Source organism: Propionicimonas sp. (genome assembly GCF_049840635.1).
Lineage (GTDB): Bacteria > Actinomycetota > Actinomycetes > Propionibacteriales > Propionibacteriaceae > Propionicimonas.
This window is the reverse complement of record NZ_JASGKL010000004.1, coordinates 227,521-252,674: the sequence shown is the minus strand read 5'-3', so window position 1 is coordinate 252,674 and position 25,154 is coordinate 227,521. Positions and strand designations below refer to the sequence as shown.

General features: G+C 72.9%; 20 protein-coding genes and 1 tRNA gene. 15 read left to right on the top strand and 6 right to left on the bottom strand.

Annotation, left to right across the window (positions count from 1 at the left end; all coding sequences use genetic code 11):
* A complete protein-coding gene (locus QM779_RS01390) occupies positions 1-468 on the bottom strand; it encodes a VOC family protein (RefSeq protein WP_428530488.1) in 468 nt (155 codons plus the stop codon).
* Between the two features lie 121 nt (positions 469-589).
* On the opposite strand from QM779_RS01390, the gene QM779_RS01385 reads away from it, so the two are divergent.
* Positions 590-1,528 (top strand): helix-turn-helix transcriptional regulator, encoded by a 939-nt coding sequence (locus QM779_RS01385; RefSeq protein ID WP_428530486.1) that lies wholly within the window; start codon positions 590-592, stop codon positions 1,526-1,528.
* A 129-nt stretch (positions 1,529-1,657) separates the two neighbouring features.
* Here the strand turns inward: QM779_RS01385 and QM779_RS01380 are convergent.
* From QM779_RS01380 to QM779_RS01370, 3 genes are all read right to left on the bottom strand, one after another.
* Positions 1,658-1,730: transfer RNA gene (locus tag QM779_RS01380), tRNA-Pro, on the bottom strand.
* A gap of 224 nt (positions 1,731-1,954) precedes the next feature.
* On the bottom strand, positions 1,955-3,409 hold the full coding sequence (locus QM779_RS01375; RefSeq protein WP_428530484.1) for a hypothetical protein: 1,455 nt from the start codon (positions 3,407-3,409) through the stop codon (positions 1,955-1,957).
* The gene (locus QM779_RS01370; RefSeq protein WP_428530482.1) at positions 3,382-4,194 is read right to left on the bottom strand and encodes an Fpg/Nei family DNA glycosylase; all 813 of its coding nucleotides are present in this window, start codon (positions 4,192-4,194) and stop codon (positions 3,382-3,384) included. Before QM779_RS01370 ends, QM779_RS01375 begins: the two co-directional genes overlap by 28 nt.
* Positions 4,195-4,240: 46 nt before the next feature.
* Between QM779_RS01370 and QM779_RS01365 the strand changes: the two genes are divergently transcribed.
* A complete protein-coding gene (locus tag QM779_RS01365; protein ID WP_428530480.1) occupies positions 4,241-4,426 on the top strand; it encodes a hypothetical protein in 186 nt (61 codons plus the stop codon).
* A gap of 96 nt (positions 4,427-4,522) precedes the next feature.
* Positions 4,523-7,114: an aminopeptidase N gene (gene pepN / locus QM779_RS01360; protein WP_428530478.1), complete on the top strand. Its 2,592-nt coding sequence runs from the start codon at positions 4,523-4,525 to the stop codon at positions 7,112-7,114.
* 5 nt (positions 7,115-7,119) lie between these two features.
* Here pepN and QM779_RS01355 read toward each other — a convergent pair whose 3' ends face one another.
* Complete coding sequence (locus tag QM779_RS01355) at positions 7,120-7,290, bottom strand: hypothetical protein (RefSeq protein ID WP_428530476.1); 171 nt, start codon at positions 7,288-7,290, stop codon at positions 7,120-7,122.
* Positions 7,291-7,421: 131 nt separating this feature from the next.
* On the opposite strand from QM779_RS01355, the gene pyrR reads away from it, so the two are divergent.
* The 5 genes from pyrR to QM779_RS01330 all read left to right on the top strand — a co-directional run bounded on the left by pyrR (position 7,422) and on the right by QM779_RS01330 (position 13,001).
* Positions 7,422-7,991, top strand: coding sequence for a bifunctional pyr operon transcriptional regulator/uracil phosphoribosyltransferase PyrR (gene pyrR, locus QM779_RS01350; protein ID WP_428530474.1), 570 nt, complete (start codon positions 7,422-7,424; stop codon positions 7,989-7,991).
* Positions 7,988-8,926, top strand: a complete 939-nt coding sequence (locus QM779_RS01345; RefSeq protein WP_428530472.1) for an aspartate carbamoyltransferase catalytic subunit — start codon at positions 7,988-7,990, stop codon at positions 8,924-8,926. Before pyrR ends, QM779_RS01345 begins: the two co-directional genes overlap by 4 nt.
* On the top strand, positions 8,923-10,197 hold the full coding sequence (locus QM779_RS01340) for a dihydroorotase (protein WP_428530471.1): 1,275 nt from the start codon (positions 8,923-8,925) through the stop codon (positions 10,195-10,197). The genes QM779_RS01345 and QM779_RS01340 overlap by 4 nt, the downstream gene beginning before the upstream one ends.
* An 82-nt stretch (positions 10,198-10,279) precedes the next feature.
* Positions 10,280-11,278: a LacI family DNA-binding transcriptional regulator gene (locus QM779_RS01335; RefSeq protein ID WP_428530469.1), complete on the top strand. Its 999-nt coding sequence runs from the start codon at positions 10,280-10,282 to the stop codon at positions 11,276-11,278.
* A 34-nt stretch (positions 11,279-11,312) separates the two neighbouring features.
* Entirely contained in the window at positions 11,313-13,001 is a 1,689-nt protein-coding gene (locus tag QM779_RS01330; protein ID WP_428530467.1) for a glycoside hydrolase family 13 protein, read from the top strand.
* 391 nt (positions 13,002-13,392) lie between these two features.
* On the opposite strand, the gene QM779_RS01325 is transcribed toward QM779_RS01330, so the two are convergent.
* Positions 13,393-16,038 (bottom strand): Ig-like domain repeat protein, encoded by a 2,646-nt coding sequence (locus QM779_RS01325; protein ID WP_428530465.1) that lies wholly within the window; start codon positions 16,036-16,038, stop codon positions 13,393-13,395.
* A 160-nt stretch (positions 16,039-16,198) separates the two neighbouring features.
* Here QM779_RS01325 and QM779_RS01320 point away from each other — a divergent pair, with 160 nt between their 5' ends.
* The 7 genes from QM779_RS01320 to QM779_RS01290 are packed head-to-tail and all read left to right on the top strand — an operon-like array spanning position 16,199 to position 25,069.
* Complete coding sequence (locus QM779_RS01320) at positions 16,199-17,254, top strand: ABC transporter substrate-binding protein (protein WP_428530463.1); 1,056 nt, start codon at positions 16,199-16,201, stop codon at positions 17,252-17,254.
* Positions 17,255-17,286: 32 nt separating this feature from the next.
* Positions 17,287-19,860: a hypothetical protein gene (locus QM779_RS01315; RefSeq protein WP_428530461.1), complete on the top strand. Its 2,574-nt coding sequence runs from the start codon at positions 17,287-17,289 to the stop codon at positions 19,858-19,860.
* Positions 19,857-20,900 (top strand): hypothetical protein, encoded by a 1,044-nt coding sequence (locus tag QM779_RS01310; protein WP_428530459.1) that lies wholly within the window; start codon positions 19,857-19,859, stop codon positions 20,898-20,900. The genes QM779_RS01315 and QM779_RS01310 overlap by 4 nt, the downstream gene beginning before the upstream one ends.
* A complete protein-coding gene (locus tag QM779_RS01305; protein WP_428530457.1) occupies positions 20,897-21,955 on the top strand; it encodes a FecCD family ABC transporter permease in 1,059 nt (352 codons plus the stop codon). The genes QM779_RS01310 and QM779_RS01305 overlap by 4 nt, the downstream gene beginning before the upstream one ends.
* On the top strand, positions 21,952-23,016 hold the full coding sequence (locus QM779_RS01300) for a FecCD family ABC transporter permease (RefSeq protein WP_428530455.1): 1,065 nt from the start codon (positions 21,952-21,954) through the stop codon (positions 23,014-23,016). The genes QM779_RS01305 and QM779_RS01300 overlap by 4 nt, the downstream gene beginning before the upstream one ends.
* Positions 23,013-23,849, top strand: coding sequence for an ABC transporter ATP-binding protein (locus QM779_RS01295; RefSeq protein ID WP_428530453.1), 837 nt, complete (start codon positions 23,013-23,015; stop codon positions 23,847-23,849). The genes QM779_RS01300 and QM779_RS01295 overlap by 4 nt, the downstream gene beginning before the upstream one ends.
* Entirely contained in the window at positions 23,846-25,069 is a 1,224-nt protein-coding gene (locus tag QM779_RS01290) for an enterochelin esterase domain-containing protein (protein WP_428530451.1), read from the top strand. The genes QM779_RS01295 and QM779_RS01290 overlap by 4 nt, the downstream gene beginning before the upstream one ends.
* The last annotated feature ends 85 nt before the right edge of the window (positions 25,070-25,154 follow it).

Below are 25,154 nucleotides of genomic sequence, written 5' to 3'. Positions count from 1 at the left end.
TCAGCGGTTGCCGGGGCCCGCGACGTCCACGACCCAGGTCACGCCGTAGCGATCGGTGAGCATGCCGAAGCCGGCACTCCACGCGGAAGCGGCGAGGGGTTCGATGATCGCGGCGCCGTCGGCCAGTGCGTCCCAGAGCACTCGGACCTCGGCCAGGGACGAGCCCTGCAGGGACTGGAAGAACGTCCGGTCGGTGATCGTCATGCCGTTCTCGCGTCGGGTGGCGCCCGCGATCGCCGCCGTGTCGGTCGTGTCGTGCCCGGGGATGTCGTAGGACATGAGCCGCAGCCCGTCGCCGGTGTGCAGGAGGCCGAAGACGACCTTGTCGGCGCCGGGGACGTCGGCCGGCATGCCGAAGTCGCCGTAGGTGGCGATGCTCACTGTGCCGCCGAAGACGGAACGGTAGAACTCGAGTGCCTGCCGGGCGGTGCCACGGAAGTTGAGGTGCGTGGTGGTGGTGATGCTCATGGGTGCCTCCGATCGGGAATGGTCACGGCGATGTGCCGTGGCACCACCCTGCGACCCATAGCGGACAGAAAATGTCCGCTCGGGGAGCCATACTCGGAACATGCCGGGACCCTCCTCTCGAATGCTCGCACTGCTGTCGTTGCTGCAGGGCCGCAGCGACTGGCCGGGACCGGTGCTGGCGGGCCGGCTCGGCGTGACGGTCCGGACGGTGCGCCGGGACGTGGACCGGCTGCGCGAACTGGGCTACCGGATCACCGCCGTCAAAGGTCCGGACGGTGGGTACCGTCTGGCCGCGGGAGCCGACCTGCCGCCGCTGTTGTTCGACGACGAGCAGGCCGTGGCGATCGCTGTGGCACTGCAGACGGTGTCGTCGGTCGGGGTCGACCTCGAGGATGCGGCAGCGAGAGCGCTGGCGACCGTGCGTCAGGTGATGCCCTCGCGGTTGCGGCACCGGATCGACGCGGTGAGGTTCACGGACGCCGGTTCACGGACGCGGATCGGTCCGGCGGTGCTGGAGGCGGTGAGCACGGCCCTCGGGAAACGGGTCGTCCTCCGCTTCGACTACGGCGGCGACGAGACCCGTCCGCCTCGCCGGGTCGAGCCGCACGGCGTCGTGGCGCGGGACGGCCGCTGGTACCTCGTCGCGTGGGACCTCGATCGGTCGCAGTGGCGGATCTTCCGGCTGGACAAGCTGAGCCCGAAGATGCCCGGTGGCCCGTTCACGCCGCGTCCGATCCCGACCGGCGATGCCCGCACGTTCCTTTCGGCGCACTTCAAGGGTGCGGAGCGGGACGACGTGTGGCCCCACTATGCGGAGGTCCTTCTCGACCTGCCCGCGCGCGAGATCGCACCCTGGCTCGGCGACGGCGAACTGGAACCGCTGACCGACACCACCTCGAGGGTCCGGGTCGGCTCCTGGTCCTGGGCCGGGTTGATGGCGTGGGTGCTCCGGTTCGACGCCCCGTTCACCATCGTCGGCCCCGAGGCCTTCGCCGAAGCCGCAGCCGGCCTCGCCGAGCGAATCACCGCGGCCACCGCACCCACAACAGACGCACCTTGACCCTCGAACCGGCCAACAGGTCGTGATGGCACCCGGGCTTCCGGCGGGCTGTGCGTCGCACCACTACTGGGGGAACACCTTCATCACCATGCCGGCCACCGAATCGCCGCCGCGGACCACCACAAACGGTCGGGGCGACAGGACTCGAACCTGCGGTCTCCTGCTCCCAAAGCAGGCGCGCTAGCCACTACGCTACGCCCCGGTGGACGGCGGCCAGCCTACGGCTCTGCGGAGACGGGCTCCAAGTCGGACTGCGGGTGACCGTGGCGGCGGCCCTTCGCTGACGCCGTCCGGCTCGTACCTCGCCGAACGGCTCCTCAGGGACCGTGCACACAGCCACCAACTCCACGCCGGACGGCTCCTCAGGGGCCATGCACACAGCCACCAACTCCACGCCGGGCTGCTCCTCAGGGACCGGGAACAACTTCAGCCCAGCGCGCCCAGGCCGGGGTTCAACAGGAGCCACGCCAGCGGCTCGGCGTCGGGGATGCGTCCGTCGGTATACGCGCACAGGAGCTGACCCCTGACCTTCTCGGCCACCTGCGCGACCTGGTGGGCGCGCTCCCACTCCGGCGGGCACAGCTCCAGCAGTCCGGCCAGCCGCGCACGTTCCGTCCACGACAGCAGCGGCGCCCTTCCGGGCAGCAAGCCACCCAGCCGGTTCGCCACCCCGGCCAGCTCCGCCTCCCCGACGTCCGCGCTGCGGTAGTGCAGCAGGGAGCTCTCCAGCGCCGCCGTCCGCCCGACGGCCGCCCGTCCCATCAGCTCGTGGCAGCGTTCCCGCACGTCCAGCCCGACCGAGAGGGACGCGATCCAGCCCGCCATCGCCACCCGGCCGTACCCCTCCCCGGCCGGCAGCCCGCCCAGCACGCGCAGCGCGTCCGACACCAGCACCGCCTCGCCCAGGCTCCGCCCGCGCGCCAGCCCGAACGCCGCCCCCAGCACCGACTCCGCCGACTCCCACTCCACCCGGTCCAGCAGCTCCTCCGCCGCCGGGTCCAGCCACACCGCCTTCCGGTCGGCGGCGAACTGGACGCAGAGCGCCTGCGCCACATCGAGCGGCTGACCGCTCCCGACCGCGTCCGTCGCCACCGTGTGCAGCACCGCCTCCATCGGCGGCACCCACTCCAGCGGCACCCGGCTCAGCCCCCGCGGCGTCTGCACGTCGAGGATCCTCCGGCCCGCCTCCGCCACCACCGAGACCACCCCGTCGGAGTAGTCGACCACCACGTCGTCCGGCGCGTGGACGCCGAAGTCGGCCACGTCGCCCGACCACGGCTCCTCCGCGTCCAGCTGCGTGTCGCTGAGCCACGGCGGCAGCCGCGCCACCAGGTCGTCCAGTGCCGGGTACCAGTCCGCCACCACCGACGTGACCCACCGCTGCCCCGGCGCCAGCTCCGCCTCCGTCGGCGCCACCAGGTAGTCCACGGACGCGCTGCTCGCCGACGGGCTCCCGAACTCCTCCAGGTACCCCTGCTCGAGCCGCAGCCCCAGCACCGGCCCCGCCGCGTGCGCCGGCACCACCGCCAGCAGCGCCGTCGCCCCGCTCCCCCAGCTCCACAGCGAGAACTCCGCCCCCGGCCGCACCCGCAGCCGGTCCTCGATCGCCGACGGACGCGCCCCCTCGCGCGTCAGCACCCACCGGATCCGCCACCCCTCCAACACCGAGTGCCGCTGGAACACCCGCCCCTCCGGCGTCACCAGCGTGTGCTCGACCTCGTCGTCCGCCTCGAACTCCGCCGGCGCCCCCGCCGCGCCCACCCAGCCCAGCTCCACCACCAGGTCGGGGCCCCGCAGCAGCCGCGTCGTCGTGCCGTCCTCCGCGACGCGCACCTCCGCGTCGCCCCAGGCCATCACCGCCGGCGCTGGCATCGTGGGCACCAGTACAGATTGCGTCCCTCGAACTCGCGGACCCTCACCTCGCCGCCACAGACCAGGCACGGCTGGCCGGCCCTCCGGTACACGTACACCTCGCCCCCGTGGGCGTCGACCCGCGGGTCCCGTCCCATCGCCTCGGGCGTGTGCTCGGGCCGCACCGTGTCGATCCGTCCGTGCCGCACCCCCTGCGGCATCAGGTCCACCAGGTCGGCCCAGAGCCGGTTCCACTTCACCCGCGACAGCTCGGTGCCCGGCGTGTCCGGGTTGATCCGCTGCCGGTACAGCACCTCGGCGCGGTAGATGTTCCCCACTCCCGCGGTCACCCGCTGGTCCATCAGCAGGGACGCGATCGTCCGCCCCGACCGGTGCACCCGCTGCCAGCCGCGCTCCGGGTCCGCGTCCGGACGCAGCGGGTCCGGGCCCAGGCCCGCGACCAGCGCGGCCACCTCGCCGGGCCCCACCAGCGCGCAGGTCTGCGGGCCGCGCAGCTCGGCGGCGTGCTCCTCGGACTCGATCCGCAGGCGCAACGTGTCGGCGCCCTCCACCGGGCCCGGACGCACCCAGCGCAGCTTGCCGATCAGCCCGAGGTGGATGTGGACGGACTGGCCCGCCGGGAAGTCCAGCAGCAGGTGCTTGCCGTACGCCTCCGCGCCGTGCAGCACAGTCCCGTCCAGGAGCGCCGCCGCGTCGGCGAAACGGCCCTGGGGACTGGTCACGTTGACGGGCCTGCCCGCGAACGCGGCGTCCAGCTCGGCGGCCAGCCGGTGGATCACGTGGCCCTCGGGCATGCGGTCCTCTCCCACGACGACGGTTGAGGGAGTCTACGCTGCCACCATGAGCAGCCAGCGGCGTCCTCCCGCGCCGGATCGGCCCTTCGGCCGCGACGGAATCTCCGGTCTCGTCGACGCCGATCGGGCCCGGCGCGCCCGCGAGGTGTCGCGTCCGACCCCCGCCGACCTCGCCGCCGCAGGGCAGGCAGCGGACGCCGCCGTCGCGCGCCTCGACCGGTCACGACGCTGAAGCCCGGCCCCGAGGGGTATGTTTTCTCCGCGCGGGCGTGCCTACCGCTCCCCCGCTCAGGGCTGCGGCCCTGTCACCCCTAGCCAGTGAGGTCTCATGTACGCCGCCAACATCACGCGCGCGGAGGCCTCCGCGCGCTCGGCACAGATCGCCGTCCACAGCTACGACGTCATCGTCGACCTGTCCGGACGCGTCCCCGATGCCCAGGCCTACGACCCCACCGCCACCTTCGTGTCCACCTCCACCGTCCGCTTCACCAGTCGCGGCGGCGACAGCTGGATCAACCTGATCGCCGAACGACTGCTGGCCGCCACCCTCAACGGCGTCCCCCTCCCCGAGGACGCGCTCGCCGACCACAAGCTCCACTTCACCACCGAACCCGGCGAGCACGAGCTGACCGTCTCCGCCCTGTGCGCGTACAGCCGCACCGGCGAGGGCCTGCACCGCTTCGTCGACCCCGTCGACGGCCTCGTCTACTGCTACACCCAGTTCGAGACCGCGGACGCGCGCCGCATGTACCCCTGCTTCGAGCAGCCCGACCTGAAGGCCACCTTCGCCCTCACGGTCGTCGCTCCGAAGGAGTGGACGGTCCTGTCCAACTCCCCCGAGGTCGATCCCGTGCTCCTCGAGGACGACCTGGCCCGCTGGCACTTCGCCCCAACCCCGCCGATCTCCACCTACATCACCGCCCTCGTCGCCGGCAGCTTCCACGTCGTCCGCGACAGCTACACCGGCGCGGCGGCCGAGATCCCGCTCTCGCTGGTCTGCCGGGCGTCCGTCGCCCCTTACCTCGACACCGAGCGGATCCTCGCCACCACCAAGGCGGGCTTCGCCGTGTTCCAGGAGCACTTCGGCCTGCCCTACCCGTTCGAGGACTACGCGCAGGTGTTCGTGCCCGAGTTCAACGCCGGCGCAATGGAGAACGCCGGCTGTGTGACGATCCGCGACGAGTACCTGTACCGCTCCCGGGTCACCAACGCCGCCTATGAGGTCCGCGACAACACGATCCTGCACGAACTCGCCCACATGTGGTTCGGCGACCTGGTCACCATGACATGGTGGGACGACCTGTGGCTCAACGAGTCCTTCGCCGAGTGGGCGTCCCACTTCTGCCAGGCCGAGATCCGTGCCGCCGGCGCAGAGCGCGACGACCCGTGGGCGATCTTCGCCAACAGCCGCAAGAACTGGGCGTACCGGCAGGACCAGCTGCCCTCCACCCACCCGGTCGCGGCGGACATGGTCGACCTGGCCGCCGTCGAGCTGAACTTCGACGGCATCACCTACGCCAAGGGCGCGTCCGTGCTGCGCCAGCTCGTCGCCTTCGTCGGGCAGGACGCGTTCCTCGCCGGCGTGCGGGCCTACTTCGCCCAGCATGCCTGGGGCAACACCCAGCTGCCCGACCTGCTCTCAGCCCTCACCGAGGCGTCCGGACGCGACCTGTCCCACTTCGCCGCCGAGTGGCTGCAGGCCGCCGGCGTGAACACGATCTGGGCCGAGTTCGACGTCGACGACGCCGGCGCGTTCTCCCGGTTCGCCATCCGCCAGGTCGCCCCGACCGCGTGGCCCACCCTGCGCCACCACCGGCTCGCCGTGGGCCTGTACGAGGAGCAGGAGGGGAAGCTCGTCCGCGTCCACCGCGCGGAGGTCGACATCGAGGGTGAGCTCACCGAGCTGCCCGAACTGGTCGGGCAGCGGCGCCCCGCGCTCATCCTCCTCAACGACGACGACCTCACCTACACCAAGATCCGGCTCGACCCGGTCTCGATGGCCGCGGTCGTCCACGGGATCGGCACCCTGGAGTCCGACCTGACCCGCGCCGTGTGCTGGGGCGCCAGCTGGGACATGTGCAGGGACGCGGAGTTGCCGGCGTCCGACTTCGTCACCCTCGCCCTGTCGGGGGCAGGCGTCGAGACCGACATCACCGCCGTCCAGGGCATCCTCGCGCAGTGCCGGACGGCCATCGACTACTACACGCCCCGCACCGCGAGGGGTGAGCTCAACGACCGGTTCGTGACCGGCGTCGCCCGACTGCTCAAGGACGCCCAGCCCGGCTCGGACCACCAGCTGGCGTTCGCCCGCGCGCTGGCCGCCGCTGCGGACACCGACGCCGTCGTCCGGGTGCTCACGGCGTGGCTGTCCGGCGAGGAGGCCCCCGCGGGCCTCGCCGTCGACACCGACCTGCGCTGGTACGTCCTCACCCAGCTCGCCCGGGCCGGGGCGATCGGGGACGCGGAGATCGACGCAGAGCTGGTCAGGGACGCCACCGCGCGCGGCGCAGAGCAGGCCGCGGGAGCACGCGCGGCCCGGCCCACCGAGGCCGCCAAGGCCGAGGCGTGGCGGCTGGCCTGCGAAGCGTCCGACACCCCCAACGAGACCCACTTCCAGGTGTGCACGCACTTCTGGCAGTTCGGGCAGGAGGAGGTGCTGCGTCCCTACGTCGCGCGCTACCTCGAGGTCGCGCGCGCGATCTCGGACGGGAGCGACGGCTGGGACGAGCGGAGTTCCGCGATTCGCCAGCACGTGCTCAACCGGCTGTTCCCGAGCCCCCTGGCCGACCGCGCGACGCTGGCCGCGGTCGACGAGTGGCTGCTCGGGGCACCGCTGAGCACCTACGTGCTGCGCCAGGTCAGCGAGCGTCGCGACGACGCCGGACGCGCGCTGCGCTGCCAGGAGGCCGGGCAGCGCTGAGCGGGCTACTCGCCCTTCGCGCCCCAGCCCGGCCCGAGCACGAGCGCGGTGACGACGGCGGCGATCCCGAACGGGATAAAGATCGTCAGGACGAGCATCTCGAGCACCGTCGGGTCGGTCACCTGGGGCCAGCTGGGCAGGGTCTCCAGGGGAAGGAAGCCGATCGCGGGAAGCATGGCGCCCACCGTAGCCGACCCGGCCCGCCCAGCGGGAGACCGGAGGGCCGCGGTCGAGACTCCGCTATGGTGGCGGCTCGGGAATCGTGCGGCGAACCAGGCCGCCGATCTTCGACACCGAGGAGAGCTGCGTGGCTGGTCCGGCGCCCGATAGCGAACAGAGTTCCCGCGTCGTCGCCGACGAGTCGGAGATCGCCCGCTCGCTGACCCGCATCGCCCACGAACTGCTCGAGGCCAACCGCGGCGCCGCCGACCTCGTCCTCCTCGGCATCCCGACCCGGGGCGTCCACCTCGCCCGCCGGCTGGCCGACACCATCGAGGGCATCGAGGGACGGCCCGTCCGGCTCGGCGCCCTCGACATCACCATGTACCGCGACGACCTGCGCGCGAACCCCACCCGGAACCCGTCGCCCACGTCCATCCCCGGCCGCATCGACGACGCGGTCGTCGTCCTGGTCGACGACGTCCTCTACTCCGGCCGCACGATCGCCGCGGCGTTCGACGCACTGCGTGACCTCGGCAGGCCGCGCGCCGTGCGGCTCGCCGTCCTCGTCGACCGCGGCCACAGGGAGCTGCCGATCGCGGCCGACCACGTCGGCCGCACCATCCAGACCGCGTCCGACGAGCGCGTCCAGGTGCAACTGGCCGAACTGGACGGGCGCGACGCGGTCACCATCTCGCGGACGGGGGACGACCGATGAGGCACCTGCTCAGCGCGGCCGACCTCAGCCTGGCCGAGGCGACGGCCGTCCTCGACCTCGCCGAGGAGATGCACCAGGTGCAGTCGCGTCCCGTGAAGAAGCTGCCGGCCCTGCGCGGACGCACGATCGTGAACATCTTCTTCGAGGACTCCACCCGCACCCGGACGTCGTTCGAGATCGCGGGCAAGTGGCTCAGCGCCGACACGATCAATGTGTCCGCGAAGGGGTCCAGCGTCAGCAAGGGCGAGTCCCTGCGCGACACGATGATGACCCTCGACGCGATGGGCGTGGACTGCTTCGTGATCCGGCACTCCTCCTCCGGTGCGGCCGCGCAGGTGGCGGGCTGGGTGCGCGCGCAGGTGGTGAACGCCGGCGACGGCCAGCACGAGCACCCCACCCAGGCGCTGCTCGACGCCTTCGCGATGCGCCAGCACTTCCGGCGGTTCGGCTCGGACGCGTTCGCGGGCCGGCGGATCGCGATCGTGGGCGACCTGCTGCACTCGCGGGTCGTGCGCAGCAACGTCCTGCTGCAGCGCACGCTCGGCGGCGAGGTGGTGCTCGTCGCTCCCCCGACCCTGCTGCCGACCGGCGTCGACACCTGGGGCTGCGAGGTCACCGACGACTTCGACGCCGCGCTGGCCGACGCCGACATCGTGATGATGCTGCGCGTCCAGCGCGAGCGGATGACCGGCGGCTTCTTCCCCACCGAACGCGAGTACACCGAGCGGTTCGGGCTGACCGAGGAGCGGCTCGCGCTGCTCAAGCCCGAGGCCGCGATCTGCCACCCGGGACCGATGAACCGCGGCGTGGAGATCTCCTCGGCGGCGGCCGACGCGGCGAACTCCCTGGTGCTCGACCAGGTGTCGGCCGGCGTGGCCGTCCGGATGAGCGTCCTGTACCACCTGCTCGGCTCGGACGAAGGAGCGATGCATTGAGCACCAGCCTGCTGATCACCGGCGCGACGCTGGCCGACGGCACCCGCAGCGACCTGTACCTGGCCGACGGCGTGCTGGCCGACCCCGCGTCCGCGCCGGCCGACGTCGAGCGGTTCGACGCGGACGGGCTGCGCGCGCTGCCGGGGCTGGTCGACCTGCACACCCACCTGCGCCAGCCCGGGCGTGAGGACGCCGAGACCATCGCGTCCGGAACGGCTGCGGCCGCGCGCGGCGGGTTCACCTGCGTCCACGCCATGGCCAACACCAGCCCGGTCACCGACACCGCGGAGGCGGCCGAGTACGTGGCCGAACTCGCCGAGCGGGAGGCGCACTGCGAGGTGCGGGTCGTCGGCGCGATCACGAAGGGGCTCGACGGGGCCGAGCTCGCAGAGCTGGGCCTGATGGCGCACTCGGCCGCCGGCGTCCGCGTGTTCTCCGACGACGGCCGCTGTGTCGGCGACTCCCAGCTGATGCGGCGCGCGCTCAGCTACGTGAAGAGCTTCGACGGCGTCGTCGCCCAGCACTCCCAGGACCCGCGGCTGGCCGGTCCCGGCGCCTGCTGCCACGAGTCGGAGTGGTCCGGGCGGCTCGGGCTGCCCGGGTGGCCGTCGCAGGCGGAGAGCGTGATCGTCGCCCGGGACGTGCAACTGGCCGAGCTGACCGACTCGCGCGTCCACGTGTGCCACGTGTCGACGGCGGAGAGCGTGGACGTGATCCGCTGGGCGAAGGCCCGCGGCATCCGCGTGACCGCGGAGGTCACGCCGCACCACCTGCTGCTGGACACTCCGCTGGTCGCCGGCTACGACACCACCTTCAAGGTGAACCCGCCGCTGCGGACCTCCGAGCACCTCGAAGCCGTCCGGGACGCGCTCGCCGACGGCACGATCGACGCGGTCGCCACCGACCACGCCCCGCACGCCCGCCAGGACAAGGACCACCCCTTCGACATCGCGCTGCCGGGCATGCTCGGGCTCGAACAGGCCCTCGCCGTCGTGCTCGAGGTGATGGTGAACAGCGGCCGGATGGACTGGCCGACGCTCGTCGAGCGGATGTCGGCGGCCCCCGCGCGGATCGGCAGGGTGCCGGGCCAGGGGCGTCCCCTCGCGGTCGGTGAGCCGGCCAATCTCGTGCTCGCCGACCCGTCCGCGCGGAGCACCGTGGACGCGTCCGCCTCGCGCTCGCGCTCACGCAACAACCCCTACGACGGCAGGGACCTCCCCGACCCCGTCGTCGCCACCTTCCACCGCGGCGTCCCCACCTACCGCCGCTGAACCGATTCAGCGTCTGGGGCGATTCTGCCGCCCCGGTGTGGCGTCCGTGGTTATGCTCGGGCGCAGACCGGGAGGGGGAGGGATGACTCCGCAGAGGGCGAGCGTGAAGGACGTGGCCGCGCTGGCCGGCGTCTCCGTCGGGACCGTCTCCAACGTGCTGAACCGTCCGGACTCGGTCACGGAGAAGACCAGGGCCCGGGTCGAGCAGGCCATGGCCGAGCTGAACTTCCACCGAAACGCGTCCGCCCGGCAGCTGCGCGCGGGCGTCTCCCGGACCGTCGGCGCGATCGTGATGGACGTCGGCAACCCGTACTACACCGAGCTCGCCCGCGGCATCGAGGACCGGCTGGCCGCCGACGACCACACGCTGATCCTGTGCTCGTCCGACGACGACCCTCGGCGGGAGGCGCAGTTCCTGCGCCTGCTCGGCGAGCAGGGCGTGCGCGGCGTCCTGGTCACCCCGATGCCCTCCACCATGCAGCGGCTCGGCGACCTGCGCCGGCTCGGCATCCCCTCGGTGCTGATGGACTCCGCGAGCACCCAGCACACGTCCGTCGGTGTCGACCACGTCTCGGGCGGACGCCAGGCGATCGCGCACCTGCTGTCCCAGGGGCACCGGCGGATCCTGTTCCTGGCCGGCACCCCCGACCTCCAGCAGACCCGGCACCGCCTGCGGGGCGCGGTCGAGGCCGTCCAGGCCGCCGGGCTCGACCCGGTCGAGGTGCTGCACGTCGTGAACCTGCCCAGCCTGACGGCGAACGAGGGGCAGCGCGGCATGATCGAGGCGCTCGACGGCCCCGGCCCCGCCCCGACCGCGGTGTTCGCGATGAACGACATCGTGGCGCTCGGGGCGATGCGCGAGCTCCGCGTCCGGCGCCTCTCCGTGCCGCGCGACGTGGCCGTCGTCGGCTACGACGACCTCTACTTCGCCGCCGAGCTGATGACGCCGCTGAGCTCTGTGCGCCAGCCGATGCGCCAGCTCGGCTGGGCCGCGGCCGACCTGCTGCTCACCGACAACCGGCACGACCTCTTCGAGCCCGAACTGATCGTGCGGGCGTCCTCGGACGCACCCAGGAGCTGAGCTGAAGCCGCCGTTCCCCAATAGGCTCGTCCCCATGACCAGCCCGTGGTGGCGTGACGCCGTCGTGTACCAGATCTACCCCCGCTCGTTCGCGGACGCGAACAACGACGGGACCGGCGACGTGCAGGGGATGATCAGCAAGCTCGACCACCTCGCGTCGCTCGGGGTGAACGCGGTCTGGGTGAGCCCGTGGTACCCCTCGCCGATGGCGGACGGCGGCTACGACGTGTCCGACTACTGCGACATCGACCCCCGCTTCGGCACGCTCGCCGACGCCGACGAGTTTCTCGCCGGGGCACACGCGCGCGGCATCCGCGTCCTGATCGACCTCGTGCCCAACCACTGCTCGGTCGCCCACCCCGCCTTCCGGGCTGCGCTGGCCGCGGGGCCGGGCTCCCCCGAGCGCGCACTGTTCCACTTCCGCGACGGGCTCGGCCCGGACGGCGACCAGCCGCCCACCAACTGGGGATCGCTGTTCGGCGGGCCCGCGTGGGAGCGCGTGGTCGGACCGGACGGCCCCGAGCAGTGGTACCTGCACATGTTCGCGTCCGAGCAGCCCGACTGGAACTGGGCGAACCCGGCCGTTGCGGAGATGTTCGACGACGTGATCCGGTTCTGGTTCGACCGCGGAGTGGACGGCCTGCGGGTCGACGTCGCCGACAGCCTGGCCAAGGACATGTCCTTCCCCGACACCCCGGTCGACCCGGTGACCGGGTTCGGCAGGCCCGGGTTCTTCCCCGGCCACCCGTGGTGGAACCAGCCCGAACTGGAGGCGATCCAGCGGCACTGGCGGGAGATCGCCGACAGCTACTCCGGGCAGGGCCTCGGCGAGCGGATCTTCGTCTGCGAGGCGAACGTGAAGCCGCTGGACGCGCTGATCCGGTTCGTCGACCCCGGGCGCATGCACACCACCTTCAACTTCGACATGCTCTGGTGCGAGTGGGGGGCCGGCTCGCTGCGGGCGATGATCGACCGCAACCTGATCGCCCACGCCAGCGTCGGGGCGCCAACGACCTGGGTGCTCGGCAACCACGACTCCACCCGGGTGGTCACCCGCTACGGCAAGCCGGAGACCGGGCGTCCGTTCACCCTCGCCGGGGCGGACCCGGAGTGGCTGGACCGCCTCGCCGAGTACTTCTACCCGATGCCGACCGACGTGGAGCTGGGCCGGCGCCGCGCGCGGGCTGCGGCACTGCTGGAGTTCGCGCTGCCCGGCCCCGCCTACATCTACCAGGGTGAGGAGCTGGGGCTGCCCGAGGTCGAGGACCTGCCCGCCGACGTGCTGGACGACCCCAGCTACTTCCGCACCGGCGGCCGGGTCCGGGGTCGCGACGGCTGCCGCGTCCCGCTGCCCTGGTCCGGGACCGCTGCGCCCTACGGGTTCGGGGTGGACGCCACTCCTTGGCTGCCCCAGCCGGCGGCGTGGGCCGACCTCAGCGCCGCCGCCCAGGACGGCGACCCCGCGTCCACGCTCGCGCTGTACCGGCGCGCGCTCTCCGTCCGCGCGAACCACCCGGCTCTGGGCGACGGCACCCTGGCCTGGAGCGACGAGTACCCGGGCTCGGTGCTCGCCTTCACCCGTGACCCCGGTTTCGGCTGCGTGGTGAACCTCTCCCCCGACCCGGTCGACCTCCCCGCCGGGGCCGAGGTGCTGGTCGCGTCCGCGGACCTGGTTGACGGCCGCCTGCCCACCGACACCGCCGTCTGGCTCGCGCTGCCCTGACCGGGACGCCGCGGGCCTGACGCGATCCCGCCGCTCGACGCGTCCGCCAAGGCTCGTGTCGTCCCATCCGCGGGCTTCCGCGGCAGGATCGCGTCACGCCAGCACCATGGCGCGGCGGTCACCGGTCGCGCTGGCGGTCACGGTCGCGCGACCATCCCGGTCACACTGGCGACCGGCCGCTCCTCAGGATCCCCGAAGGCCTGACGCGTTCCTGCCACGGAAGGCCCGAATCGTGACGCCGGGGACGGGTGGGACGCAGAGAGTGGCGGGATCGCGTCACCGGCGTCTGACTCGCCCTGCCCTCGTCGGAGCGCGCGGCTCAGCGGCCCTCGCACACGCGCACGAGGGGCTCCCGGCCGAAGCCGGGAGCCCCTCGTCGATCAGCGGCGGACTACTTGACCGTGACCTTGTACTTGCTCGACGAGTCGGCGGTGATGCCCACGTTGCCGGCGTAGGTCACCTTCAGCGTGTGCGACCCCTTCTTCAGCGCCGGCAGGGTGATGGTCACCTTGCCGGAGTCGGAGCTGCCGAGCACGGCGGTGGCGATCACCTTGCTGCCGTCGTACACCTTCACGGTGCCGGTCGGCGAGGCCACCCCGGCCACCTTGACGGTGACCGCGACCGTGCCCTGGCTGCCCTTCTTCTTCACGTCCGCGCTGTACTTCGCGGAGGTGGTCGAGGACAGCCGACCAACCTGGACCTCCTTGGAGGTGACAACCGTCGCCTTGTCGGCCACCGTCGCCATCACCCGGACCTGCACACCCCGGCCCGCGTCGTCCGCGGTCAGCGTGTACGAGGACGCGGTGGCACCGGCGATGACGGCGCCGTTGCGCAGCCACTCGTAGCTGAACGTCGCGTCGGCGGCGTAGCCCCAGGTGCCGTTGCTGGCCCTCAGGGTCTTGCCCACCTTGACGGTCCCGCTCAGCGTGGGCCGGGTCAGGTTCTCCGCCGCCGGCACCTCGACGTTCGGGACGATCCGCAGGATCGAGTTCGTCGCGTTGCCGTTGGTGTCGTTGGCCTTCTTGTTCACCGCGTAGACCGCACCGTCCGCACCGACCTCGACGTGGTTGACGTTGGTGCCACCCGCGAGGTTGGCGACCGTGGTCAGCGTGGTCGCGTCGATGACAGTGATCGTCGCGCTCGACCGGTTGGCGACGTACACGTAGCCGAAGGTCGGGTCGAAGGCGGTGTTCAGCGCACCCACGCCGGTCGGGATGTCGGCCAGGATGTTGCCGTTGGTGGTGTCGAGCACGACCACGTTGTTGGTGGCCTGGTTGGCCACGAACAGACGCTTGGTGCCCGGGTCGAACGCCACGCCGGACGGCGAGCTCGCGTTGTCACCCAGCGAGTAGTAGGTGACGGCGTTCCCGTTGCGGGTGTCGACGATCGCCGCACGCTCGTTGGTCAGGCTGACCGTGTACAGCTTGCCGGTCGCCTGGTCGAGGTCGAGGCTCATCGTCACCTGGAAGGGCTCGGCGTCCGTGCCCAGCTCGATGCGCTGCGGGTTGGCCAGCGTGTTCGCGTTGTAGACGTCGATGTAGCCGTTCCCGCTCGCGCTGCGGTCCGCCGAGGACACGTACACCAGGCCGGTGGTCTCGTCGACCGCCAAGTCGCGGCTGTGGCCGGTCAGCGAGTCCGGGAACTGCTTGACCAGCGACAGGTCGTCCTGCGAGTAGACGGCGACCGTGTTCTGGCGGGTGTTGGACACCCACACCTGGTTGCCGGCGTTGTACAGGGCGATGCCGTAGACGCCGTAGACGCCCTTGGTGGCGTCGGCGGAGTCCACCGCCGCCGGCAGGACCGTCTTCTCGATCTCGAGCGTGGTCGCGTCCAGCTTGGTCAGCGTCGAGTCCAGGATCGGGGGACGCCCGACCGCCGCGGTGGTGAAGGTCTTGCCCGTGGTCGGGTTGGTCGCCGACTGGTAGAGGCCGCCCGCCAGCACCTTCTCGCTGACGGTGAAGTCGTCGGCGTTGCGCAGGGTGTCGTCGGGGGTGACCACCTTGCCGGTGTCGTAGCTGCGCGCGGAGCCGTCGTTGTAGCCCAAGGAGATCGACGCACCGACGGGAGCGTCCGCGGGAACCTTCACGTCGGCCAGGGTGGCGTTGCCGCTGGCGTCGGACGTGCCGTTCGCCGCGAGCCAGTTCTTGCCCGAGGTGCCGAGGCTGGTCACCGTGCCGTTCGCCGGCAGGTTGACCGCTGTCACCGTGATGGTGGCGTTGACACCGGGGTTCGCGCTGAAGGCCGTCACCGGCGTGGTCGTGAAGCTGAGCTGCTTCGCCGCGTCGTCGCTACCGGTGAGGGTGATCGTGTGGTCACCGGCGAGTGCCGTTCCGGCCGCCAGCGTGGTGGTGCCGGAGAACGTGCCGTCGTCGGCGACGGTCAGCGTGTCCTTGCTGCCCGTCCACTGCACGGCCGCATCGGCGTAGGTCAGGGCGACGGTGCTCGCCGCGGTGTAGCCGGACCCCGAGATGGAGAGCGTCACCGCACCGGTCGCCGCCACGCTCACCTTGCTGACCGACGCGGCGCCGCTGGTGCTCGGCGCGTCCACGGTGAAGTAGTCGAACTTGGAGATCGCCGAGCCACCGTCGGTGCCCGAGAGCACCCGGATCCAGTACGTCTCGTCGCTGGTGCTCTCGGCGAGGTCGGCGGGGAGCTTCAGCTGGACCGAGAAGGCGCCGTCGGCGTCGGGCAGCTTGGCCGCGTCCGTGACGTAGACGGCTCCCCCGGAGGTCTCACCGTCGGGCTGGTCAGCACCGAAGGCGATGTCGCCGTCGTTGATCTTGAACGCGAGGAAGCCCGTGTCGGCCGGCCGCTGGTCGAAGCCCGAGCCGGTCACCGTGATGGTGCCGCCCGGGGCGACCGGGCTCGTGGTCACGGCGAAGACGCCGTTGCCGATCGTGCCCTTCGGGGCTGCGACGGCGGTCGGCGCGTTGGCGACGAGGCCGGCGGCGAGCGCGGTGACCGCAGCCAGCGCCACCACCCCTCGCAGGCGCCTCGTCCCGGCCGGAAGCACCGGTCTGACTGCGCTGTCTGTCATGTCTCTCCTCTTCATGCTCCAACAATCCGGATTGGTTGCTTAGGCTAGACTAACCTTCATCTGCTGAAGTTTGCCAACAAGAGTGTTGCGAATTTGGACGGATGCGTCCACTCCGAACTGGATGCGCTAGCTTAGGTGAGCCTTACCTACGGAACATCTGATGATTGCCCTGAGAATCGACGCGCTGAACCACCCGCCCCGCACCCACGCCGCGAGGGGGGCGCACCGAGGGCTCCGGTGGCCGGGCGCAGCCCTCGTCGTGGCCCTGGTTCTGGCGGCCGCAGGGTGCGCAGCCACGCCGGCCGCCACGAGCGACTCCCCCACCACGACCCGGACGGTGACCGACGCCGAGGGCACCCTCGTCACGGTGCCGGCGAGCCCCACCCGCGTGGTCGTGCTCAGCGAGCCGACCCTCGACGGCGCCCTCGCGGTGGGCGTCACCCCGATCGGCACGGTGACCGGACGCGGCCAGTCGACCGTCCCGAACTACCTGTTGGACCGGGCCGGCGACATCCCCCTGCTGGGCGGCATCGGCCAGCCCAACTACGAGGCGATCGGCGCGGCCGACCCCGACCTGATCCTCGTCGACGGCACGAGCGTGAACAACAACCCGCCGGTGATCGAGGCGCTGCGCCAGATCGCCCCCGTCGTCGTCACCGGCTACGCGGGCGGCGCGTGGCGGGACAACTTCCGGCAGGTCGCGGGCGCCCTCAACAGGACCGCGGAGGGCGAACAGGTGATCGCCGACTACGAGGCCAAGGTCGCCGCCGCCCGCCAGACCCTCGCCCCGCACGCCAACGAGACTTTCTCGATCGTGCGCTGGCAGGGGACGGCCCCGTCCCTGATCCTCAAGGAACTCCCGCCCGGCCAGGCGCTGGCCGACCTGGGCCTGCGGCGTCCGGCCGGCCAGGACACCGAGGGACGCGGCCACTCCGAGCCGGTCTCACTGGAGAACATCGACCGGATCGACGCCGACTACCTCTTCTTCGGCACCCTCGGCGGGTCCAGCGTCGACAACCCGAACGCCGGCGGCACCGCAGACCTGACCGGGGCCAGGACGGCGCTCGCTGCGGCGGAGAAGGTGCCCGGCTTCACCACCCTCACCGCCTACACCGAGAACCACATCATCCTCGTCGACGGCTCGGCCTGGACCTCCACGGGCGGTCCGCTGCTGATGAACCGGCTCGTCGACGACGTCCTGGCCGCCCTGGGCTGAACCGGACCTGCACACAAGGGGAGATGAGAACCATGCCGAACCCGCACCTCACGGCGCTCCGCCGGCTCACCGGCGCCGCGCTCGCTGCGACCCTGCTCGGCCTCACACTCGCCGCGGCACCGCGCGCCGTGGCCGACGACAGCGCCGAGCCGACGCCCAGTGCGACTGCGGAGAAGACGGCCGAGCCCGCGCAGGGCGCGGAGTCCGCGGAGCCCCGGCAGACCACGGACGCGACCCCGGAGCCCTCGGTGTCGGACGAGGCGTCCGCCACGCCCTCCGCGTCCACCACCGCCACTGCCGTGGCGCCGGCATCCGCCAGCACACGGGCCCGCGCGAAGGCGGCCGTCGCGGCGATCACGCACAGCGGCGTCCAGCACACGACCACGGACGGCGCGTCCTACTGGGTGCCGGCAACCTGGAAGGAGGGCGAGGCACTGCGGATCAGCGGCAGCGGCTGGCTCAACACCGCCGGCACCGCCGGGTCGGTGATCGCCGTCAAGCTCGACGCCGGGGCGGTGTCGACGACCGGCACCGTCACCAACCCCGCGACCGGCCTGGTGGTGGGCAACAAGACCATCTGGGCGATCGTGCGGGCCGACGACGCCGGCGACTGGGAACTCGACCTCCCCTTCCCCGCCCTCACCAACGGCACCCAGGCGTGGGCGGCCGGTGAGAGCCACTCCCTCACCCTGCTGAGCGGCTCCCTGCTGGCCGGGGACGTGGTGCGCTCCGGCGCGGGCTCGCTGACGATCGCCACCGCGGCCACGGCCGAGCCCGAGCCGACGGACAGCACGCCGACCGAGCCGACCTGGGCGCACGAGACGGTCACGGCGGCCGACACCACCCACGGACGCACGGCGACCGCCTGGGTGGAGTCCCAGGTCTCGACGGCGGCCGGCAGCACGATCCGGATCGTGGGCACCGGCTGGGTGAACCAGGCCGGCACCGGCGCGTCGACCGTGGCGATCAAGCTCGCCTACGGCGACGGAGCGCAGTACGCGCGCTCTGGCTCCGACGTGGTCAGCCACCCCTCGGCGTCCGGCGACGACACGATCTGGGCGCTGCTCGCCCCGTCCAACCCGAGCGGGAACGCGCACGTCTTCACCCTTGACGACGACGGCGACTTCTCGATCGGCATCGACACACCCTCCGGTCTGGTGGCCGGTCAGTACCTCACGGTCCGGTTCCAGTCCGGACGGTTCGACTCCGCCGACACCGTGCGCAGCGTCGTCACCGACCCGCTGGTCGTCGGCGGCGTGGCGTGGACGGGCGACGACGACGAGGAACAGACCACCTGCGTCCCGACCAGCAGCGCGCCGACCGTGACGGTCGAGAACCCCGCCCTCTCGACCGGCGACGCCCTGCACGTCACGGGCACCGGTTGGTGCCACCCCACCGACGGCGGCTCGGTGATCGCGATCAAGCTCGACGAGGGCGCGTACAGCCGCCTCGACACCTCCGTCCACGCGAACAAGACGATCTGGGCGATCATCCACGCCAGCGACACGGACGGCACGTTCGACGTCCAGCTCACGCTCCCCGACGGCACCACGACCGGGGCGAACGGCTCGACCCCCGCGTTCCCGACCGGCGCGCACACCCTGCGGCTGCTCAGCGGCTCCCTGAAGACCGGCGACACCTCGCGCACGCTGGAGTCGGCCACGTTCGTGGTCGGCGACTACAGCCCCAGCGAGGTGCCCGACCCGCCGGAGGCCACCGAGGACCTCACGACGGCCACCCGCGGCGGCGTGAGCCTCGCCCTCGGCACGAGCACCCTCACGGTCTCGGTCCCCGGCGCGGTCGAGGGCGACTGGATCTACCTGAACGTCTTCCACGACGGGTCGCCGAGCTTCCCGTGGGCCGGCACCTGGTTCCGGGCGGACGCGACCGGCACGGTCACCGCGAGCCTGTCCGGCATCACCCTGCCCGAGGGGACGAGCAAGCTGTCCGTGCAGTCGGGCAACAACGGCGCGCTCGGCACGCTGCTCGGCTGGGCGCCGCTGAAGGTCGCCGTCACCGACGAGGACGACGACACCACCACGACCACCACCAGCACGATCGTCCGCTACGTGGGCACGGCGACCGCCCCGACGAAGGTGCCGGCCGCCCCTGTCGAGCGGGCCAGCCAGCTCAGCGACCGCAGCGACGGCGGCGCCACCGCCACCCTGAAGGGCACGAAGGTCACGATGACCGTCCCCAAGGGGATGGTCGCCGAGTGGGTCTACGTGTACGTCTACACCGGCGCGTCGGTGGCGAAGGCCGGCTGGGTGCAACTGGACGCGGACCGCCGGTTCACCGTCGACCTGTCCGCCGTCGGCGAGGGACGCCACCGCGTGGTCGCCGTCGCCGCGGACGCCACCCTGCTCGGTTGGGTGGACACCGTGATCGGCGATCTGGAGCCGCAGGAGGCCACGCAGACCGAGCCGGTCGAGGACGCGACGCAGGACCAGACCACCGCGCCCGTCCCCGAGGCGGCCGCCACCCCGCCGGCCCAGGGCGGGTCGTCGGACGGGCTGCTGATCGGGCTGGCCGCGGCCGTCGTGCTCGGCGGCGGCGTGGTCGGCTACCGGCTGGCCGTCCGGGCACCGAAGGGGGCGAAGGCATGAGCGCGCGCAGGCGCTGGCGCCGGCTCGCTGCGACCGCGCTGGCCTGCCTGTTCGGCCTCGGACTCGCCGCGCCGACGGCCCTCGCCATTCCGGACGGCGGCGCCTCGCCGAACACTCCGGGCACCTGGTCGCGGGTGAGCCCGAAGAAGCTGGCCGGCGGCAGCGTCCTGCACTTCACCGTCGGCGGGTTCCCCGCCGGGGAGACCCTCTACATCAAGATCGACGACGGCACGTCCTGCGCGGACACCTCGCACGGCGCCTGCGTCTACCACACCCAGAAGATCCCGTCCTCGGGCGTCGTGAACGGCTCGTTCACCGTCCCGTCCAGCCTGGGCAAGGGGAAACACTGGCTGCGCTTCCTCGCCTCCACCTGGGTGGACGCCGACGACCACAGCAAGGGCACGAAGGGGTTCACGAACGCCAGCCCGAAGTTCACGATCACGACGGCCGCGACCTCGAAGACCGCAGGGCGGGGCGAGACCGTCACGGTGACGCAGGGCGAGACCAAGACCTCCTCCGGCGGGGTCGCCAAGGCCAAGGCCGGGGCAGCGGCGAAGGAACCGTCGAAGACGCCCGCCTCGCCGGTCGCCGACGGCGCCGAGCTGAAGGCGTCCGCGACGGGCGACGTGCGCGCCACCGCCGGGGAAGGGCAGGTCGTCCTCGACGTCGGCACCGACCGGGCGAGCGAGTGGGCCTACGTGTTCGCCTACTCCAGCCCGACCGGCCTGGGTTGGCAGCAGGTGTCGGTCGAAGGGACGGTCACCGTGCCGACCGACGACCTGGCCGCGGGCGAGCACCGGTTCGCCGTGCTGGACGTCGACAGCAAGGTGGTCGGCTGGGCGCAGGCCGAGGTCGCCGCCGCGGCGAGCCCGTCCGCCACCGCCGCGCCCACGGAGACGGCGACACCGTCGGCGGTCCCCGTGGCAGCCGCGGCCACCGCGCCGTCGGTCGGTCTGGTGGCGATCGTTGGCGCCGTCCTCGTCGGGGGCGCCGCGATCGCGTTCGGCCTGTGGCGCCGCAGCCGGAACGCCTCGGAGTGAGCGCGGCACTGCCGGCCGCACCCCCCACCGGCCCGCCGCGCATCACCGGTCCGGCACGGCTCCTGCGCCGCCGCGTCCTCGCGATGGCCGTGGCGGTCGCCGCGGTCGCGCTCGGCTGCCTGCTGTCGCTGTCGGTCGGCTCCAACCCGATCCCGCTGGGGCGGGTCTGGCAGCTGCTGCTCTCCCCCGACGGCAGCCTCGAGGCGATCGTGCTCGCCGAGCAGCGGGTGCCCCGCACACTGCTCCTGCTCGTCGTCGGCGCGGGACTCGGCCTGGCCGGCGCCCTCATGCAGTCGATCACGCGCAACCCGCTGGCCGAGCCCGGCCTGCTCGGCGTGAACGCGGGCGCCTCCCTGGCCGTCGTGCTGGCCGTCGCCGTCGCCGGGGTGTCGGGGGTCTGGTTCTACCTGTGGTTCGCGTTCGCCGGCGCGGCGCTCGCGTCCGTCGCCGTCTACCTGCTCGGGCTGGCCGGGTTCGCCGGCGCGACCCCGTCCCGGCTCGCCCTGGCCGGGGTCGCCATCACCATGACCGTCAGCTCGCTGGTCCAGACCGTGATCCTGGCCGACCAGCAGGCCTACAACGAGTTCCGGTTCTGGGCGTCCGGGTCGGTCGAGGGACGCGGCTACCCGGTCCTGGCCGCCGTGGCGGGCTTCATCGTGGCCGGGGCGGTCCTCGCGATCCTGCTGGCCCCCGCGCTGAACACCCTCGCGCTCGGCGAGGAGACCGCCAGGGCGCTCGGCGTCCGGATCGGGCTGACCAGGGGCCTGGCCGTCGCCGCCGTCACCCTGCTGGCCGGGGCGGCCACGGCCGCCGCCGGGCCGATCATGTTCATCGGGCTCGGCGTCCCCTACCTCGCCCGCGCGGCGTTCGGGCCCGACCAGCGTTGGGTGCTGCCCGGCACCCTGGTCGCGGCGCCCGCCGTGCTGCTGGTCGCCGACGTCGTCGCGCGGGTGGTCGCCGCGCCGTCCGAGGTGCCGGTCGGCGTGGTGGCCGCGATCCTCGGCGGGCCGGTCTTCATCGCGATCGTGCGCCGGCCCCGGCTCGAGGCGCTGTGAGCACCGCCACGACCGGCCGTGTCCGGGCCCGCCACCGCCGGCTGACCGCGGGCCCGTGGACGCTGCTGCTCGAGCGTCGCAGCGTCCGGGTCGGCCTCGTGCTGCTCGGAGTGATCGTCGTGCTCACCGTCGCCGGGCTGCTGATCGGCGACTACCCGCTGGACGCCGCCGGGGCCGTCCGCGCCCTGCTCGGGCTCGGCGACGACCCGCTCGCCCGCTACTTCGTGCAGCAGCAACGCGCCCCGCGCGTGGTCGCCGCGCTCGTCGTCGGCGCTGCCCTGGCCGCGTCCGGGAGCATCTTCACCTCGCTGTCGGCCAACCCGCTGGGCAGTCCCGACGTGATCGGGTTCACCACCGGCTCCGCCACCGGCGCCCTCGTCCAGATCGTGCTGTTCGACGCGGGCCCCGGGGGGATCGCCGCGGGCGCGCTGCTCGGAGGATTCGCCACCGCTGCCGTGGTCTACGCGCTGTCCTGGCGACACGGGCTCAGCGGCAGCCGACTCGTCCTGGTCGGCATCGGCACCTCCGCGGTCCTGCAGGGCGTGAACAACCTGCTGATCGTGCGGGCGTCCCTGACCGCCGCGCAGACCGCGTCCCTGTGGCTGGCCGGGTCGTTCAACGGGACGTCCTGGGCGCGCAGCGGCCCGCTGCTCGCGCTGCTCCTGCTCCTGCTGCCACCGGCCCTGGCGTTGTCGCGTCCGCTGGGCACCATGGTGCTCGGCGACGAGCTGGCCGCGGGGCTCGGCGTCCGGGTCGAACGGACGCGGGGCGCGCTGGTCGCCGTCGGGATCGCGCTGGTCGCGATCGCCACCGCGACCGCGGGCCCGATCGCGTTCGTCGCCCTCGCCGCGCCGCAGGTCGCCCGCCGGCTCACCCGCACCAGCGGGATCGGCATGGGCACCGCGGCGATCACCGGTGCGGCCATGGTGCTGGCCAGCGACCTGGTCGCCCAACGCCTGTTCGCCCCCACCCAGCTGGCCGTCGGCGTGGTCACCGGCAGCCTCGGCGGGCTCTACCTGATCTGGTTACTGGCCACGCACGCGAGGAGGGCGGCCGGATGACCGCGCACGACACTGTTCCCGTTGGTATCGCCGAACCCCCGGCCGCGGCCCGGCTGGTCGGCCGTGGCCTGCAGGTCGGCTACGGCGACCGGCTGGTGCTGGACGGCCTCGACGTGGCGATCCCCGACGGCGGCCTGACCGTGATCGTGGGCCCGAACGCATGCGGCAAGTCCACGCTGCTGCGGGCGCTGGCCCGGATGCTCCCCGCCCGTGGGGGCGTGGTCGAGCTCGACGGGCGCCCGATCGGCGACTACCCGCCGAAAGAGGTCGCCCGCCGGCTCGGGCTGCTGCCGCAGTCGCCGGTCGCGCCGGAGGGGATCACGGTGGCCGACCTCGTCGCCCGCGGCCGCTACCCCCACCAGGGGATCTTCCGGCAGTGGTCGGACGCCGACGCGGAGGCTGTCGAGCGGGCGCTCGCGCGGGCCGGCGTGGCCGACCTCGCCGACCGACTGGTCGCGGAGCTGTCCGGCGGCCAGCGGCAGCGGGTCTGGATCGCGATGGCGCTCGCGCAGGAGACGTCGATCCTGCTCCTCGACGAGCCGACCACCTACCTCGACATCGCCCACCAGGTGGAGGTGCTGCGCCTGGCCCGCGGCCTGCAGCGCGACGGGTACACCCTCGTCGTGGTGCTGCACGAGCTCCAGCTCGCGTTCCGTTACGCGTCCCACCTGATCGTGATGCGGGACGGCGTCATCGTCGCGCAGGGCGACCCCCGCGACGTCGTCACGGCCGAGCTGATCGAGGACGTGTACGGCCTGGCCTGCCGCGTGATCGCCGACCCGGAGAGCGGGCGTCCGCTGGTGATCCCGCGGCTCGAGGAGCGGGACCGGTGACCCGTCCGACCACGCCACCGAAGGTGCCGCGGCCCGAGCCGGCGCCGCTGGCGTCGAGCCCCCGGATCGCCGCGCTCACCGCTGCCGTCGCGGCGGACCCTTCCCGCGCCGACCGCCTGGTTGCCGACTTCTGGGCGGGGACGGACGCGCCCCTCATGGAGCCGGACGAGGCCGGCCAGTGCCTGGTCACCTTCACGTGGCTCGACCCGGACGCGGAGCAGGTGCTCCTGTTCGTGAACCGGCTCACCGACGAGCGCCGGCTCGATGACAGCCTGATGCGGCGCGTCCCCGGGACCGCGTTGTGGCACCTCACGTACCGCATGGAGTCGGACTGGCGGGCGTCGTACGCGTTCCTGCCGCACGCGCCGGGGACGCGGCCGGCCTGGCTGGACGACGCCGACCAGGTCGCGATCCGGGCGGCCCTCGACCGCGGACTCCCCGACCCACGCAACCCGGTGCGCTGCCGCAACCGTGCCGGGCGCGAACTCTCGGTGGCGGAACTGCCGCTGGCGCCCGCCCAGCCGTGGCTGAGGGACGCCGCGGCGGCCGGCGACCTGCGCGCGCACGTGCTCCCCGACGGACGCGCGTGCTGGACCTACCTGCCGCCGGGCGCCCGCGGGCCGCTGCCGGTCGTGGTCTGCCTGGATGGCGAGGTGTGGCTGGACACCCACCACCTGCCGGCAAGCGTCGACGCCCTCGTCGGAGCCGGGCTGCTCCGTCCCCTACTGCTCGTGCTGGTGCCCTCAGCCGGGCGGGACGCCCGGTGGGCGGACCTCGGCGGAGACGCGCCGCTCGTGGACTGGATCGCGGACGCCCTGCTGCCGTGGCTCACCGACCACTTCGACCTCAGCCCGGACCTGGCCGACCGGGTCGTCGTGGGCCAGAGCCTCGGCGGCGCGGTGGCCCTGCTGGCCGCCGCGCTGCGGCCCGACGCGGTCGGCGGGTTCGTCAGCCAGTCGGCGTCGCTGTGGCAGCCGGGGGTGCTGGGGCGGGTCGCCTCCGGGCTGGGGGCGGGAGTGCGCGGCTACCTCGAGGTGGGTCGCCAGGAGTGGGTGCTGCTCGGCCCGCACCGCGAGCTGGTCGACCGCCTCGCCGCGCGTGGCGTCCATCCGGAGTACCGGGAGTTCAACGGCGGCCACGACTACGCCTGCTGGCGCGGCGGCATCACCGACGGCCTGGTGTCCGTACTGGCATCCCCACCCCCGTCACCCCGGGCCTGACCCGGGATCTCCGCGTCCCGCGTCCACCCCACCCCCGTCATCCCGGGCTTGACCCGGGATCTCCGCGTCAGGGCGCGCGCGATCT